This is a genomic window from Paenibacillus sp. FSL E2-8871 (genome assembly GCF_038000345.1).
Taxonomy (GTDB): Bacteria; Bacillota; Bacilli; order Paenibacillales; family Paenibacillaceae; genus Paenibacillus_AQ.
This window is the reverse complement of record NZ_JBBOBV010000001.1, coordinates 4,364,006-4,379,123: the sequence shown is the minus strand read 5'-3', so window position 1 is coordinate 4,379,123 and position 15,118 is coordinate 4,364,006. Positions and strand designations below refer to the sequence as shown.

Here is a 15,118-nt window from a genome sequence, read left to right as displayed (position 1 = left end):
ATTAGGAGGCGCTATGGAGTCATTCAAAGATCGACTTAGATTTATGAAGGTCCAGCAGGACGGGCTTATTAAGGAATATGAAGCTCTGATCGCGGAATATGAAAGTCACGATCTGGTCAACGAGAATGAACACTTAAAGAAGCAATATGAGAAACATAAGCTTGCTTTAGTGGAGTTAAAGACTCAGGTAGGGAAGCTTCAAGAAGAGAATACAGAGCTAAAAGTTACGCTAACGGAACAAATTTTAGATGAGAAGCTTGGCATTCTTAGTCTGTCCAGACAGAAGCTGCAGACTTATTTTGCCTCTAAAAGCCTTGCCCATACGGACCGGCTGACGGCTTTTGAGATGGACACAAAGCGTCATATTCAGCAGCTGTACCAAACAGCCGCGAGGCAGCTCGGTGAGGATAAAGCGGAGTTATCCAGTCGACTTGGAGCGTTGTCGGCGGAGTTAAATGAGCGTGTACTAGCGCAGCGACAAAGACTGAGGGAATCCGAAATTGCTCTGAACTCCAGAATGGATAACGGATTACATGATTTTGCCTCAGAAGAGATCAGTGAAGAAGTATTGGAGCGTCGAAGAAAACAAAATCAGATCGAAATGAAAATTGGACTAGGCTGGATTAACAAGCTTGGGATCTTGTTGCTGATCTTGGCTGTGGGAGCAGCATTCAGATACTCCTATTCCAATTGGTTCACCGGTTATATGAAGGGAGGCGCCTTTTTCCTACTGGGTTTACTGATGTTAGGGGGCGGGGAGTGGCTATACCGCAAAGGAAAAGGGACGTTCGCTTTAGGGCTACTTGGCGGCGGGATTTCAGTGCTGTACGGCTCTATTTTCTATAGCTATTTTTTACTGGATATTATCAGTATTTATGTAGGGCTGTCCTTATCCGTGCTCGTCACTTTGACTGCGGTGCTCCTGTCTTTAAGGTATGAATCACGAAGTATTTGTGCTTTGGGCTTAATCGGAGGGTACCTGCCACTATATTCTTATCTTGGGGCTTTCGGACTTTCAGGCAACGCAGTTTATGTGGCAATGGGCTACTTGTTTCTTCTGAATTTATTCATTCTACTGATCTCCTTCCGCAAACGCTGGAACGTGGTCAATTACATCAGCTACTTATTTAATACACCCTCCATGCTGATATTAATAGCGTTATCGGATAGCAACGGAATGAATATGATTTATGCGGTGCTGACTTTTGCGATGTATTTGGGCATTACGTTATGGTACCCGTTCAAGTATCGCTCCAAGTTGTCTTGGTGGGATTTCTCTCTACTGGGATGCAACACGTTTATTAGCTGTCTTACCTTGTATCTTCTATTTCTGGATGCAGGGCTCAAGGATTACAATGGTGCGCTGGCGCTGCTCTTCTGTCTGCTGTATCTAGGGCTTGGACGAGGGCTTGAAAAGCTGATGCCACAAGAAAAAGAAAGCATGCTGCTGTTCTACGCTACTTCGCTGACCTTTGGTATTCTGATGATTCCGTTCCAATTCGGAGCGGCTTGGTGGTCCATTGGCTGGTTGGTTGAAGGCGTTGTGCTTACCTTGTTTGGTAATCTGAATCGGTTTAAAGGGATGGAAAGGGCAGGCTGGGGTATTTTAACGCTTTGCCTTGCGGTGTTCTTCGGATTAAATGTACCAATGCAGCTCAGTATAGCCAATGAATGGTTGAATTCCGCAGACGTCTATTTTCCGCTAAAATATGTCTTCATTACTGCAGGTATGCTGATCATTGCCGTATGGTACGCCGTTCAGCATAATCGAAAGGATGTCCTACAGCGCAGTGAGCCTTACGAAATCACCTTAGCTCTGTGGTTTAAATACGCGGCATTATTGAATTTCTGGATCTATGGTTTGTATGAATCGAGAAGACTGTATCGTCTGGCTGTACCGGAGGATTTCTCGCATAGAACCTTCTATAATTTGCTGTTGTCCGCTCTGTTAACTATTGTTCTGGCCTATGTTTTGCCAAAGGTAAGGGTGCTTTATGACACGATTGTTAAGTATTTTGTAACACTTCTCTTTGGGATCGGCTACGCTATTTGTTTGGTGATTACAGTAGGCTTGCCAAGCCTGCAGAATGATCTTTCACGTAATACCGGGGCTGATTATATCGCACTGGGTATACTCATTATCTTCAATATTTTCGTGTGGTTTAGTGGACGTGATCTGCTGATCACCTTGCTTAAACGTGAGTATAAAAGTATGGAAATCTATCCTGTCTTCATGGGAGTGTATCTACTCGGAATCATCACCGCTTTTCTAGGGGTACAGCTGCAATTAAGCGATGCGGGATTAATATTTAGTCTTGTGTATCTGTTGATAGCAGTTCTGTTCATCATGTACGGCTTCCGCAAAAGATATGTGTATATCCGGCGCTTCGGCCTTGGATTAACGCTTCTGGCGACAGGTAAGCTGCTGCTATACGATCTTGGACTACTGAATACCGGAAGTAAAATTATCGCTTATGCCAGCTTTGGGATTTGCCTGCTCGGGATCTCCTATCTCTATCAAAAGGTGTCAAACAAAATGGAGGAGGGGCAGGCAGCGACGGAGAATGTGACTAAGGGGTAATTTACAATGTGAATCATGGGAAGGAAGACAGGGATGTATCAGACTTATATTTTCGATCTGTACGGTACACTGATTGATATTGAGACCGATGAGGAGCAATCTGAGGTATGGGAAAGGTTGGCTCTCCATTTCGGATATCAGGGACTCTCTATATCAGGTGGTGAACTGCAAGAACGGTTTTTGCGGGAGCGGGATCTTCAACTTGGTGAAGCCGCACGGAGCTGCGAGTATCCGGATTTCGTAATGGAGGAAGTGTTTCGGTCTGTGGCCCGTCAATTAGGTGGAGAACCGGATCAAGCGTGGTTATATGAAACCGTGAGGTGGCTACGGACGTTATCGATGCTTCATATCTCTCTATATGAGGGTGTGACTGAAATTCTACAAACGTTAAGAGAACGTGGCAAAAAAGTATTCTTGCTCTCCAACGGGCAGAAGACATTTATTGAGGCAGAGTTAACTATGCTCGGAATCATACATCTATTTGATGGCATTGCGATCTCTTCGGAAGCAGGGGTGAGCAAGCCTGATCCGCTATTTTATCGCTATTTAGTTGAAAGGTACGGAGCGGATTTGAGCTCAGCCATTATGATTGGAAATGATCCTCGTACGGATATTGAGGGGGCTCTGAAGGCAGGGATTGATTCCTGTTACATTCACACGGCTTCTTCACCGTCCGATATGGTTGTGAAGAGTACGTATTCTATATGGGATGGTGGTTTGCGGCAAATCCCAGGTTGGAACTCATAGTTGAATTAAAAAGTCCCCGTCCCCGGCTTCTTACTCACCGGTTACGGGGACTTCGTATGATCACAACGCCGTTTGTTTATTATTGATTAAATTACGCCTTCAGCCAACATAGCATCGGCTACTTTTTTGAATCCAGCGATGTTCGCTCCTGCAACGAGGTTGCCGGACTGTCCATACTGCTCGGATGCATCTACAGACTGTTGATAGATGGAAACCATGATCTCATGCAGTTTCGTATCAACTTCTTCAAAGCTCCAGGACATACGCATGCTGTTTTGGGCCATTTCAAGCGCAGATACAGCTACGCCGCCAGCATTAGCAGCTTTGGCAGGTGCGAATAGCACGCCAGCTTCTTGGAACTGGTGAATAGCTTCAAGGGTGGATGGCATGTTGGCGCCTTCGCCTACTGCTTTAACACCATTCTCAATCAGTTTCAATGCCATGGCTTCATCAATCTCATTCTGAGTAGCACTCGGAAGGGCGATATCACAAGGAATAGTCCAAATTTGCGTGGAGTCTTCGGTATACACAGCGTTAGGGTGTTCATTCACATATTCACTTATCCGTTTTCTTTCGACTTCTTTCAGGCGGCGGACAGTTTCGAGGTTAATGCCGTTTTCGTCATAGATATATCCAGCGGAGTCACTACAAGCTACGACTGTTGCACCTAGCTGTACAGCTTTTTCAATCGCATAGATCGCTACGTTACCAGAACCGGAAACAACAACGCGACTTCCTTCAAAGGAAAGGCCTTTTGCTTTCAGCATCTCGTTTACGAAATAAACTGTACCGTAACCAGTAGCTTCTGTCCGAGCCTGACTTCCGCCATAACCAATACCTTTACCAGTCAATACGCCAGCCGGATATCCTCCGCGGATCCGCTTGTATTGTCCGTACATGTAGCCAATCTCACGACCACCTACACCGATATCTCCTGCAGGAACGTCTTGGTCAGGACCGATGTAATTTTGCAATTCAGTCATGAAGCTTTGTGCAAAACGCATGATTTCGCCTTCGGATTTTCCTTTAGGATCAAAGTCGGATCCACCTTTACCTCCGCCGATGTGTTGGCCGGTAAGAGCGTTTTTGAAGATTTGCTCGAAGCCGAGGAATTTGATAATACTAGCATTAACGGATGGGTGAAAACGAAGTCCACCTTTGTAAGGTCCAATGGCACTGCTGAACTGTACACGATATCCACGGTTAACTCTGACCTTGCCTTGATCATCTGTCCAAGGAACACGGAACATAATCAAACGTTCTGGCTCAACCAATCTTTCCAGAATGGCATTTTCCTGATACTTAGGTTCAGCAGCCAGGATTGGAAGCAAAGATTCAAGGATTTCCTTTACAGCCTGATGGAATTCGGGCTCGAAAGGATTACGCGCAACAACCTGTGCGTATACGTCTTCGATATAACGATGTGCCTTGTTGCTGTTTGTGTCTAATTGCTGGGAAGATACAGAGCTCATGAATTCAACCGCCTTTTCTAGTATTCAATTTGGTCCAACACTTTTTTTATATTTTGGCACAAGTCAATGTTCCTCACAACTGTTTTTATTAAATAACTTACCTGAAGTGGAATGTTGCAGAGCCTGTGATAGCAAGAAAAGTGTGAACAAACCGCGGTATACTTCGCGTAATGACGCGTTAAAGCGTGAAATATGCTACAATGGAGATGTAATAATTGTAGGGAGATGAAATTTGAAAAATGAGTGACAAATTAAACGAGCAGGAATTAGTAACCGTATTATCTGCCAAAACCAAAGTAGATTCTAAATTAATTCGTTTAGTATTGAAGCATGAACAGACCTTTATCAATAACGCCAAGGCCAATGCCAAAGGCGAGGTAGACATCGACAATGATGATCTGGTTGATTATGTTGTTGGCCAGCGTGATGTGAAGCTGGATGAAATCACAGTGGAGACGATTCTTGATGCGGAGATGGATTACTTAATGGATAAAGGGTTGGCAGGATACATCGATTAACCCGTGCACATTTCCGGCTCTAAAGCCTTTAATATAGAGGATATTGAGCCGGAATGAAAAAAGTAGGCATTTACATTGCATTCAATGATTTAGTGTGGTACAATGAAGTTAATCATAAATTTAACCCTTAATTCACATATTGTAAAAGGTTATCATTTGTGCGTATGAGTCCTTTTCCAATGTGTGAATTTTTATTTGTTCGTACACTACGTAGGAATAAAAGGACATGTGTTAAATAAAATATTGGAGGTAATATCATGCAAACAGGTACAGTTAAATGGTTTAATGCAGACAAAGGATTTGGTTTTATCGAGGTTGAAGGTGGAAGCGACGTATTCGTACACTTCTCCGCAATCACAGGCGACGGATTTAAATCTTTGGACGAAGGCCAACGCGTTGAGTTCAACGTAACTCAAGGCGCTCGTGGACCACAAGCCGAAAACGTTGTAAAACTGTAATTCGAAAATTAGGCTGCCCTTAACACAAGTTGAGGGCAGCTTTTTTATTTTTCATCTTATGAATCTGCCCCTAATAGGGTGGCGAAATCGTCTCGATTCGATCCAAGGAGGGGTACTTATGTATTTTCGTAAAAAAGCACTGGAGGATCTTCCGCAGGAAGACACAGCCATTTGGTCTTGTACCAAGGAAGGTTGCACCGGTTGGATGCGCGATAACTTTGCATTTCAGTACGTACCTACCTGCTGGCAATGTAACTCTCCCATGACGAGAAGTATGAAGATACTACCAATGCTTGTGAACACGAATTCAGATATGAAGGCTATGAAGAAAGGCATCACGATTAAGTAACAGCCTTTACTAAAACCATGCTAGAGATGGTTAAATAGAAGCAGCTAACATACTCAAACAGCTGGACCCTTGATGGTGGGCAGCTGTTTTTTGTTTGAGTATTTTTATTTATGGTCGAGCAATTTCTCCCACTCGGTTAAGATGATATTCTCTGAGAGATGCTTCAAATGCTCAGGAACCTCTACATGGCACATCAATTCCAGGCTGTTGCCGTCCGGGTCGTTGAAGTACACAGAAGCATTCCCTTGATAAGCTCGAATAAAAGGCTCAACGGAAGTTCGATTACGGAACGGAACAGCCTCTACCCCAATGGATTGCAGCCATTGCAATGATTGCTTCAGATCCTCATAAGTTACGCGGAAGGCAATATGCCGTAAAGATGGGTGGTATGGCGTTGCTACTTCCTTTCCTTCCCAAATGCCGATCCAACTCCGACCTTCCTCAATCCAGAAGAATGCAGTTTCCTCATCCCGCCAGGCCATTTTTAATCCCAATTTCTCATAAAATTCGATAGATACCTCAAGATTACTTACTGGTAAATGTGCTTCGTATAGTCCTTTTATCATATTCTCGTCTCCTCGTGCAGGCTTAGCCTGAATTTTATAATAACTACCAGGTTCTTCCATGTATTAGTTCCCATTCTTTCCAGGGTACCATTCCTAGCTCAGGTCTGGGTGAATCAGACAGTACAGCTAGGAACTCTAAGGAATGACCATCTGGATCACTGAAATACACGGATACGGCTGGCATCCAGCCAAATACATACAATTGTCCCTTATCATCATCGAGGAAGTTAGAGGTTTGAATCCCCTTGGCCTTTAGGTAGGATACTGACTGCTTCAAATCCTCAAGCGTTACTTGAAAAGCAAAGTGCTGACGCACAACCTCGGAAGGTGCCTTCTCCCAAATCCCCAGCATGGCCTGATTACGATCTTCTCCAATCCAGTAAAATCGCCGCTTGCGGCCTTCAGTATTCTCCGAATGTGCTAAGGGTAGTCCTAGAACATGTTCATAGAAATGAGCAGATTGTTCAAGGTTAGTCACGTTCAGATGGGTTTCAAACAGTCCTTTGATCATAGGGCGGCACCTGCCGGGCTATTGATTTTGCGAGCTAAATTTAGGAATGATTCTAAGACTAGGCGAATGCGATCTTCAATTTCTTGACCACCCTCGTACCCGTCGTATTCAACCTCGAACCGCTTGCGCTGCATCCCGCCGATGGAGATCCAGTCTGGCGTATTAATCCCATGTAGATTGCGTACAACCGCCTGCAATTGAAGCAATGAGCTTACACCTACAGCTCCACCTGCAGAGCTAGCAGACAATACCACTTTGCCGTTGAAGTGCGTCTGGCCTAGATGGTCGAGAGCATTTTTCATCACGCCGCTCATGGAACCGTGGTATTCCGGGGTAATCAGGATGATTGCGTTCGCAGTTAGCATCTCTTGATGGAGAGCGCTTAGATGCTCATGCTCCGCGTAAGACTCATCTGGTGAATAAAAGGGCAGTGGGCGTTTATGGAGATTAAACAGGGTGACTTGTTCGCCTTGCTGATTAATAAAATGTGCGGCATGCTCTGCCAACTTTGTGCTGGTCGCTTCTTTTCGATTGCTGCCTGTCAGGATCATGACTTTCATCTGTATCCACTCCTATAAGGTCGATTGCTATAAACCAATGATAGCTGAATCGACATTTGTTGACGTCAGCACATGGAATGAACCTGCATAATAAAAACGCTCAGCCATTGTGCTGAGCGTCTAAGACTATAGTTGTAGATGAGCTGTGGCGCTATGAGTTGTAGCCGCTTTTCAATGCAAAAATGGCAGCTTGAGTCCGATCCGATAAGTTCAGCTTTCCCAGTACATGACTGACATGTGTCTTAACAGTCTTCTCGGTGATGACCAGCTTACTGGCAATCTCTTTGTTGCTCATACCTAGTGCAATGAGGTCTAACACTTCCTGCTCTCGCGGAGTAAGAAGCTCAGATCCGGTGATTGTAACCGATGTAGTACTGGATCCATTCAGATCTGAGTTGCTAACATTCAGTTGTTCTGGTGTAGAAGCTGCCATTAGATCCATCAGTTGGCTGGCAGCTGCGGAATGCAGCTCAACTTGACCACTTTGTACCTTACGGATGGCGACTACCAGCGCTTCTGGTTCTATGTCTTTTAGCAAATATCCTTTGATCCCTACGCGGATAGCAGGGAGTACATGATCCTGATCTGAAAAGGAGGTCAACACAATGATTTTGACCTGTGGATGGGAGATTCGTAGCTGTTTAGCCGTCTCGATGCCATCCATAACGGGCATGTGCAAATCCATTAATATGATATCCGGCTGGAGCTCAGCCGTTCTCTCTAGTGCCTCGCGGCCGTTCGATGCTTCTCCGATAACCTTGATGTCCGGTTGTGTCGAGAGAAACACTTGTAGCCCTCGACGAACCATTGCATGATCGTCAACCAGTAATAAACCTATTGTCATTTGTGATCACCCGACTTCATGTGGATTGGAGGGGCAAAGGGATGGTTACCTCAATCGTTGTGCCTTGGTGCTCCTCACTGTAAATATGAATATGGCCGTAGAGCGCCTCAGCTCTTTCCTTCATAATATGCAGGCCGAGAGATTCATTGGTGTCTGTATTACAGCGCCGTTTGGCACCGCCCTTGCCCTGATCGGCAATGCTCAGTATCACCTCGGTAGCGTTTAAATGTAGAGATACTTCAGCTTTAGAAGCTCCGGAGTGCTTACGTACATTATTAAGTGCTTCTTGACCAATGCGCAGCAGTCCTTCTTCCACATTGCGGGGAAGTTCGAGTACACCGCTGCGCTCTGTCTGTATCAACAGCCCTAGTTGCTGACCGTGAGCCTGCAGCGCGGTCAATAACCCGGCTTCCAGTCCTGCGGGACGAAGCTGCATGATTAAAGCGCGCATTTCTTTGAGTGCAGATTGAGAGAGCTCTTGAATATCGCGGACAGCCTCAGCAGCCGGATGGGAGGTGTGCTCTTGCTGCAGCATGCTTTCTACACCTTTGGCCGTCATCGAGAGGGAGAACAGAATCTGGTTCACCGAGTCGTGGAGGTCACGGGCCAGTCGATTCCGCTCGTCCAGACGCGCGATTTCGCGGCGCTTCTCTCCGAGCTGTACACTTTCCAGTGTAGCTGAAATGTGCTCGGCAATCGCTTCGAGTACTTCTCCATCTGCGGTTGCGGAGGCGAGTGCTTTAGGCGAGGTGATGAGTAGAATGGCTGAACCATGTGCAGTAATCTGCCGAAAGGGGACGGCAAGCATTACAACTCGCTCTGTAACAGGCTGTTCGGAACAGCATGAGTTTGTAATTTCCTGTTCTTCGTCAGAGGTTAATGTTGCGAAGCGCTGTCCTTTTGCAATATCCCTTAGACGATTCTTAAAGGAATCCGAGAGCTCAAAAGGAGCTAATTCAGGTGTTATATTAGCTGCATGAGCGGCTGCATGTACTTCGAATTTGCCTTCGTGTTGTCCAATAATCGCTGCAAAAGGCCAATCGAAATATTGGCCAATCAGGGCGGTGGTTTTCTCCACCAGAATGCTTGGGGAGATGCATTCACTTGCCGTTATATTCAAAGCAGCGCTGAACTCCCCTAATTTGGCGTACAGATTGGCACGGCGCTGCTCGGTGCTATATAACTGCATGCGTTCAATGGCACTGCCAATTTGCAGGGCCACGGATTGTAGCAGAGCCAGCTCACTGTCGGGGTAATGTGCTTTGCCCGGTGCAGCTACATTCATAAGTCCTAGGTAGCGATCGCCTGAATGCAGTGGGATAGTGGCGTGGTGGGTGATCCCTAATGTATCGCCCCAGTTATTTTGCCTGGCATTACTCAGCCGCTTGCAGTTTAGAATGTTAACAGCATGCTCTAGCCGTCCGTCCCATAGGCGGTCTAAGCACCAGCAGCTTCCACACTGCATCGGCTGTTTATTGTCCCGCTGCAGCGCTGGCGGTAAACCCCGATCTGCGGCGAATTCATACTCCATATTCTCTTCGCTCAGGAAGATCCAGCCTGCCGTATTTCCTGTTAGATCTAACAGCTTGCCCATAACTGTATCGAGCATCGGTTTGAGCTCATTGGAACTGTTTAAGGTCTCCGCAATCGTCTTGAGCGTCAATAACTCGTGGATCCCGGTTTCTTCCGACATGAGGTTCTCCCCTTTAGATTAATTACGTTCTATCTATTGTAACGTAGAATGCTTCATTCATTCTAATATTTATGTAATCATGAAGCGATAAAAAAGGTGGACCCTTAAGATCTGGTATGACCTTAGAGAACCACCTAAATAAATTGGTTAATTTACAGCTGCAGGGGTAGTGGAAGGCGTGCTGTGTTCTACATCATCGTGCTGAATCAGTCCATGTTTCTCCCAAGCTCGACTCTTCCAGCGGAAATACATAATGACAGCTCTTGTCCACTCATCAGCCGCAGTGGCAATCCACACACCGGCTAATCCTAGGTTAAGCTGGAATACCAGAAAATATCCAAGGGGTAAGCTCATACAGACCATGGAGATCAGTCCCATATATACTGGGAACTTCGCATCGCCCGAGGCGCGTAGTGAGTTAATGATGACCAAATTAGTTGTACGCCCGGTCTCTAGGAAGAAACTAAGCAGTATAACCTGAGCCCCCATCAGAATAATGTTCTCGTTATCTGTGAAGAGGCCGAATAGCGGTACCCGGAAGACGATCACAAGCACATCTATTACTACTGTGACCAGAAGTGCCCACTTCACACTGGTGAATACACGAGTATAGGCCTCCTTGGGGCGCCTAGCTCCCACCAGATGTCCTACGATAATGGAGGTTCCCATGGAGACGGCTACACTGAATAAATAAATATAATTGGAAATGTTGAGCGCGTATTGACGAGTGGCCATAGCCTCGGCGCCCAGATAGGTAATATACAGCGTGAATACGAGCTGACAAGATTGATAAATAATCGATTCAAACGCGGACGGGATGCCGATTTTGAGAATTTGCTGCACATATTTTTTGGAAAGATGAATGTAATAGGTTAACTTCACCCGTACCTCCATCACTCTGTAGAGCAGTAAGAAGAAAATAATAAGACAGATAAACCGACTGACAACCGTTGAGATAGCTGCACCTTCGACACCTAACGCTGGAAGTCCAAAATGACCATAGATGAGTAAGTAGTTACCCACCACGTGAATGATGTTCATCAGCAAGGATACGACCATCGTCTGTTTAGTGAAACCGTGCGTACGGATTGTGGTCGCCAGAGCATTGATTAATGCTTGGAGAAAAATACCGCCCCCGACAATATGAATATAGGATTTAGCGTAAACGAGAATATCCCCTTTTACATTCAGGGCAGTTAGTAGAGTCCCTCCGAATATCAGCAAAAACGTACTTAGGAGAATTCCTACTAACAGGTTTAGAGTAATGGCATTGCCGGTCACTTGAGCGGCTTCCAGAGGTTTTTTCGAACCGAGGTATTGGGAGACCACAATCGCTGCGCCGTTACCAATTACACTGAGAACTAAAATAGCCATCGCGATAATCTGATTCGCTGCGCCAACACCCGATACGGCATCGTCCGATACAGAGCTGATCATAAAAGTATCCACACTGCCCATGAGCATAAATAGGAACAGTTCCAGGAATATCGGCCAAGTTAGTTTTACAAGGTTAAATTCTTGGTGATTATTGTGCTTCATTGTACACCTTCTTACATCATGATTAAATTCCTGTTATTCCATAAACAAACTGTAATGTTAGCACAGCTTTCATGAAAATGCAGTACTTTTACAAAAATATGACAATAGGTTATTAATGTTTGCAAAGATAAAGCTGGCAGCAGCACATTAGTATCCTCCAGGTAACTACATTACAATAAAGTGCCTACTTCCCTTAAAGGATGTAAGGATCTACAATTTGTACATGACTTACTAAAATATATTAACAAGGAGTGCAAATAAATATGAAATTGCAATTAGCATTGGATCTAGTGGACATTGCGGGAGCGAAAGCGATTGTCTCAGAGGTTGCTGAATATATAGATATCGTTGAAATTGGAACGCCTATCGTTATTAATGAAGGCTTGCATGCGGTGAAAGCAATAAAGGAAGCTTTTCCTGCTTTGACGGTATTGGCTGATTTGAAAATCATGGATGCTGGCGGATATGAAGTGATGAAGGCGGCAGAAGCTGGTGCTGATATCGTTACTGTGCTTGGTGTATCTGATGATGCTACCATTAGAGGTGCGGTGGAGGAAGCTAAGAAGACGAATAAAGAGGTTCTGGTTGACCTGATCAATGTGAAGGATGTCAAAGCAAGAGCGGCTGAAGTGGACGCACTTGGTGTAGACTATATCTGCGTACATTCTGGATATGACCATCAGGCGGAAGGGAAAAATTCTTTTGCAGATTTGAATGCAATTAAAAGTGTGGTTAAACAGGCTAAAACCGCTATCGCTGGGGGAATCAAGCTAAGTACGCTTCCGGAAGTTATCGCAGCGAATCCTGATCTTGTTATCGTTGGCGGAGGCATTACGGGTGAGGCTGATCAAAAGGCCGCAGCGGCTGAGATGAAACGTCTAGTAAACCAGGCTTAAGATTACAATGGACATATTGAAATATGCGCAGCAAATTATAGAGGAGCTTCAGTGCTCCATTTCTCAGCTTGATCATCAAGAGGCTGAACGAATGGCTGAACTGCTTCTTCAGTCGAATAAGGTATTTGTGGCCGGGGCTGGTAGATCAGGATTGATGGGACGTGCTTTTGCAATGCGACTCATGCATGTCGGTAAAGAAGCGTACGTCGTGGGAGAAACGGTAACCCCGGGTATTGAGCCTGGTGATGTGCTTGTGCTCGGTTCGGGTTCAGGAGAGACGAAGGGGCTGATCTCTATGGCAGAGAAGGCCAAAGGAGTAGGTGCAGAGGTTATTGCCGTTACGATTGCGCCGGACTCGACCGTCGGACGTTTAGCGAGCTATGTAGTGAAGCTGCCGGGGGCTACAAAAGATCAGACCAGCGGAGGCTACAGCACGATTCAACCAATGGCTTCTTTATTCGAACAGACGATGTTAGTCTTTTACGATGCAGTGATTCTGCGGATGATGGAGAAGACGGGGCAAACGACTAAGCAGATGTTCGGCAAGCATGCTAATTTAGAGTGAGAGTACAGAAACGAATGCCTTCCTAGTAAGGAGGTTATTCGTTTTTGTGTTAGTATGACAACAGGAGAGAGGAGGCGCTTTAGTTATGGCGACCGAGATTAAAGATCGCATCAATTTGAAGGAAATTAACTGCGAGAAGGAACTGACGCTTGCGGTGATCGGAGGCAAATGGAAGCTGATAATCCTGTGGCATCTTGGGCTTGAAGGGACAAAGCGGTTCAGTGAGCTGAAGAAGCTAATTCCTCATATCACGCAAAAAATGTTGACCAATCAGCTTCGAGAGCTTGAAGAAGATCAGTTGGTTCTTCGGAAAGTGTATGCCGAGGTTCCTCCAAAAGTAGAGTATTCTCTGACTTCATATGGACAGAGTCTGCTTCCCGTCCTTCGATTGATGTATGATTGGGGTAAGAATTACGGGGAAAACGTGATCTGGAAAGACACGCCGCCGGAAGAAAGATGCTGATCGAATAGATTTTGAACATTAATAATCCCTGAGAGGTCTGAATCGACCTTTTCAGGGATTTATTGTATTCAATATGGAGTGACGTGAATTACGATTTAGGCTTTTTGTTCGAACAGCTTGGCGATCTCGACGATTACGTTCACCGCTTTTTCCATGTTGTCAGCAGAGGCGTATTCGAATTTGCCGTGGAAATTTTCGCCCCCCGTGAAAATATTAGGTGTAGGTAAACCCATGTAGGAAAGCTGTGAGCCATCTGTTCCCCCGCGAATCGGGCGGATGATCGGCGTAATGTTCAGATTCTCCATCGCCTCATGGGCAATATCGACAATATGACGCACCGGTTCGATTTTTTCGCGCATGTTGTAATATTGGTCTTTCATTTCAAGCACGATGTTCTCTTCACCATGGATGCTCTTGAATTCATCTACGATGGCAGAAAGAAAGGCTTTACGTGCCTCGAATTTCTCGCGGTCGAAGTCACGAATGATATATTGAAGCTTGCTGAATTCCGGTGTGCCTTCTATGGAGCTAAGGTGGTAGAAGCCATCATAACCGTCTGTGAATTCTGGAGCTTCCTCAGCAGGGAGTCTAAGATGGAGCGCCATAGCGATTTTTGCGGAATGAATCATTTTTCCTTTGGCAGTACCAGGATGTACATTGACGCCGTAAACCGAGATTTTGGCTGATGCAGCATTAAAGCTTTCATACTCTAGTTCACCGAGTGGGCCTCCGTCCACAGTGTAAGCATAGGAAGCATTAAAAGCAGCTACGTCAAATTTATGAGGTCCGCGGCCGATTTCTTCGTCCGGTGTGAAGGCAACTCTAATCTTGCCATGTTTGATTTCTGGATGCTGAAGAAGGTAATTCATAGCTGTCATAATCTCGGCAATACCGGCTTTATTGTCTGCGCCAAGCAGGGTGGTACCATCGGTTGTAATTAATGTATGGCCTTTATATTCTGCCAGCTCTGGGAAGCTCGCTTTAGACAATACAACATTTAATTCTTTGTTCAGAAGAATATCTTTGCCATCGTAGTTCTCCACGATCTGTGGCTTTACATTTGTTCCTGTGAAATCAGTTGCTGTATCGAGATGCGCCAAAAAACCAATGGTCGGAACATCCTTCTCCGTATTGGCTGGGAGTGTAGCCATGACATACCCATGCTCGTCCACCTGCACTTCATCCATGCCGATCTCCTTGAGCTCTTCGACCAGCTTGTGGGCCAACGCCATCTGCCCCGGAGTGGACGGACAAGTTTCATTATCCTCGTTCGATTGGGTATCCATTTGAGCATACGAAATAAACCGTTCTATAACCTCTTTTTTCACTGTGAGTCATCTCCTCATTACTGTTGTA

At 45.5% G+C, this 15,118-nt stretch carries 16 protein-coding genes; 8 read left to right on the top strand and 8 right to left on the bottom strand.

The genetic code is table 11. From position 1 onward, the window contains the following. Positions 1-13 precede the first annotated feature (13 nt). Positions 14-2,581 carry a DUF2339 domain-containing protein gene (locus tag NYE25_RS19855; protein ID WP_341146664.1) on the top strand — a complete coding sequence of 856 codons (2,568 nt, stop codon included), beginning with the start codon at positions 14-16 and terminating at the stop codon, positions 2,579-2,581. 33 nt (positions 2,582-2,614) lie between these two features. Further along, positions 2,615-3,328: an HAD family hydrolase gene (locus NYE25_RS19850; RefSeq protein ID WP_076284921.1), complete on the top strand. Its 714-nt coding sequence runs from the start codon at positions 2,615-2,617 to the stop codon at positions 3,326-3,328. Between the two features lie 86 nt (positions 3,329-3,414). Here the strand turns inward: NYE25_RS19850 and gdhA are convergent, their stop codons facing one another. Beyond that, positions 3,415-4,800, bottom strand: a complete 1,386-nt coding sequence (gene gdhA / locus NYE25_RS19845; protein WP_339243929.1) for an NADP-specific glutamate dehydrogenase — start codon at positions 4,798-4,800, stop codon at positions 3,415-3,417. A 239-nt stretch (positions 4,801-5,039) separates the two neighbouring features. Between gdhA and NYE25_RS19840 the strand changes: the two genes are divergently transcribed. The 3 genes from NYE25_RS19840 (at position 5,040) to NYE25_RS19830 (ending at position 6,125) form a co-directional block, all read left to right on the top strand. After that, positions 5,040-5,318, top strand: a complete 279-nt coding sequence (locus tag NYE25_RS19840) for a hypothetical protein (protein WP_341146663.1) — start codon at positions 5,040-5,042, stop codon at positions 5,316-5,318. A gap of 257 nt (positions 5,319-5,575) precedes the next feature. Further along, a complete protein-coding gene (locus NYE25_RS19835; protein ID WP_019914790.1) occupies positions 5,576-5,776 on the top strand; it encodes a cold-shock protein in 201 nt (66 codons plus the stop codon). 118 nt (positions 5,777-5,894) lie between these two features. After that, a complete protein-coding gene (locus NYE25_RS19830) occupies positions 5,895-6,125 on the top strand; it encodes a cold-shock protein (protein ID WP_042131520.1) in 231 nt (76 codons plus the stop codon). A gap of 104 nt (positions 6,126-6,229) precedes the next feature. On the opposite strand, the gene NYE25_RS19825 is transcribed toward NYE25_RS19830, so the two are convergent. The 6 genes from NYE25_RS19825 to NYE25_RS19800 form a co-directional block, all read right to left on the bottom strand. Continuing rightward, the gene (locus NYE25_RS19825) at positions 6,230-6,691 is read right to left on the bottom strand and encodes a VOC family protein (protein WP_341146662.1); all 462 of its coding nucleotides are present in this window, start codon (positions 6,689-6,691) and stop codon (positions 6,230-6,232) included. 43 nt (positions 6,692-6,734) lie between these two features. Beyond that, positions 6,735-7,202 carry a VOC family protein gene (locus NYE25_RS19820; protein WP_341146661.1) on the bottom strand — a complete coding sequence of 156 codons (468 nt, stop codon included), beginning with the start codon at positions 7,200-7,202 and terminating at the stop codon, positions 6,735-6,737. Further along, positions 7,199-7,762: an NADPH-dependent FMN reductase gene (locus tag NYE25_RS19815; RefSeq protein WP_076284919.1), complete on the bottom strand. Its 564-nt coding sequence runs from the start codon at positions 7,760-7,762 to the stop codon at positions 7,199-7,201. Before NYE25_RS19815 ends, NYE25_RS19820 begins: the two co-directional genes overlap by 4 nt. A gap of 151 nt (positions 7,763-7,913) precedes the next feature. Then, positions 7,914-8,606, bottom strand: a complete 693-nt coding sequence (locus NYE25_RS19810; RefSeq protein WP_341146660.1) for a response regulator transcription factor — start codon at positions 8,604-8,606, stop codon at positions 7,914-7,916. 16 nt (positions 8,607-8,622) lie between these two features. After that, a complete protein-coding gene (locus tag NYE25_RS19805) occupies positions 8,623-10,299 on the bottom strand; it encodes a GAF domain-containing sensor histidine kinase (protein ID WP_341146659.1) in 1,677 nt (558 codons plus the stop codon). 147 nt (positions 10,300-10,446) lie between these two features. Next, positions 10,447-11,838, bottom strand: a complete 1,392-nt coding sequence (locus NYE25_RS19800) for an MATE family efflux transporter (protein WP_341146658.1) — start codon at positions 11,836-11,838, stop codon at positions 10,447-10,449. Positions 11,839-12,101: 263 nt separating this feature from the next. Here NYE25_RS19800 and hxlA point away from each other — a divergent pair, with 263 nt between their 5' ends. The 3 genes from hxlA to NYE25_RS19785 all read left to right on the top strand — a co-directional run bounded on the left by hxlA (position 12,102) and on the right by NYE25_RS19785 (position 13,762). After that, positions 12,102-12,734: a 3-hexulose-6-phosphate synthase gene (gene hxlA / locus NYE25_RS19795; protein WP_341146657.1), complete on the top strand. Its 633-nt coding sequence runs from the start codon at positions 12,102-12,104 to the stop codon at positions 12,732-12,734. Between the two features lie 7 nt (positions 12,735-12,741). Next, complete coding sequence (gene hxlB / locus NYE25_RS19790; RefSeq protein WP_341146656.1) at positions 12,742-13,299, top strand: 6-phospho-3-hexuloisomerase; 558 nt, start codon at positions 12,742-12,744, stop codon at positions 13,297-13,299. 85 nt (positions 13,300-13,384) lie between these two features. Next, positions 13,385-13,762 carry a winged helix-turn-helix transcriptional regulator gene (locus tag NYE25_RS19785; protein ID WP_036682121.1) on the top strand — a complete coding sequence of 126 codons (378 nt, stop codon included), beginning with the start codon at positions 13,385-13,387 and terminating at the stop codon, positions 13,760-13,762. A 95-nt stretch (positions 13,763-13,857) separates the two neighbouring features. On the opposite strand, the gene pepT is transcribed toward NYE25_RS19785, so the two are convergent. Continuing rightward, a complete protein-coding gene (gene pepT / locus NYE25_RS19780) occupies positions 13,858-15,090 on the bottom strand; it encodes a peptidase T (RefSeq protein WP_341146655.1) in 1,233 nt (410 codons plus the stop codon). Positions 15,091-15,118 lie beyond the last annotated feature (28 nt).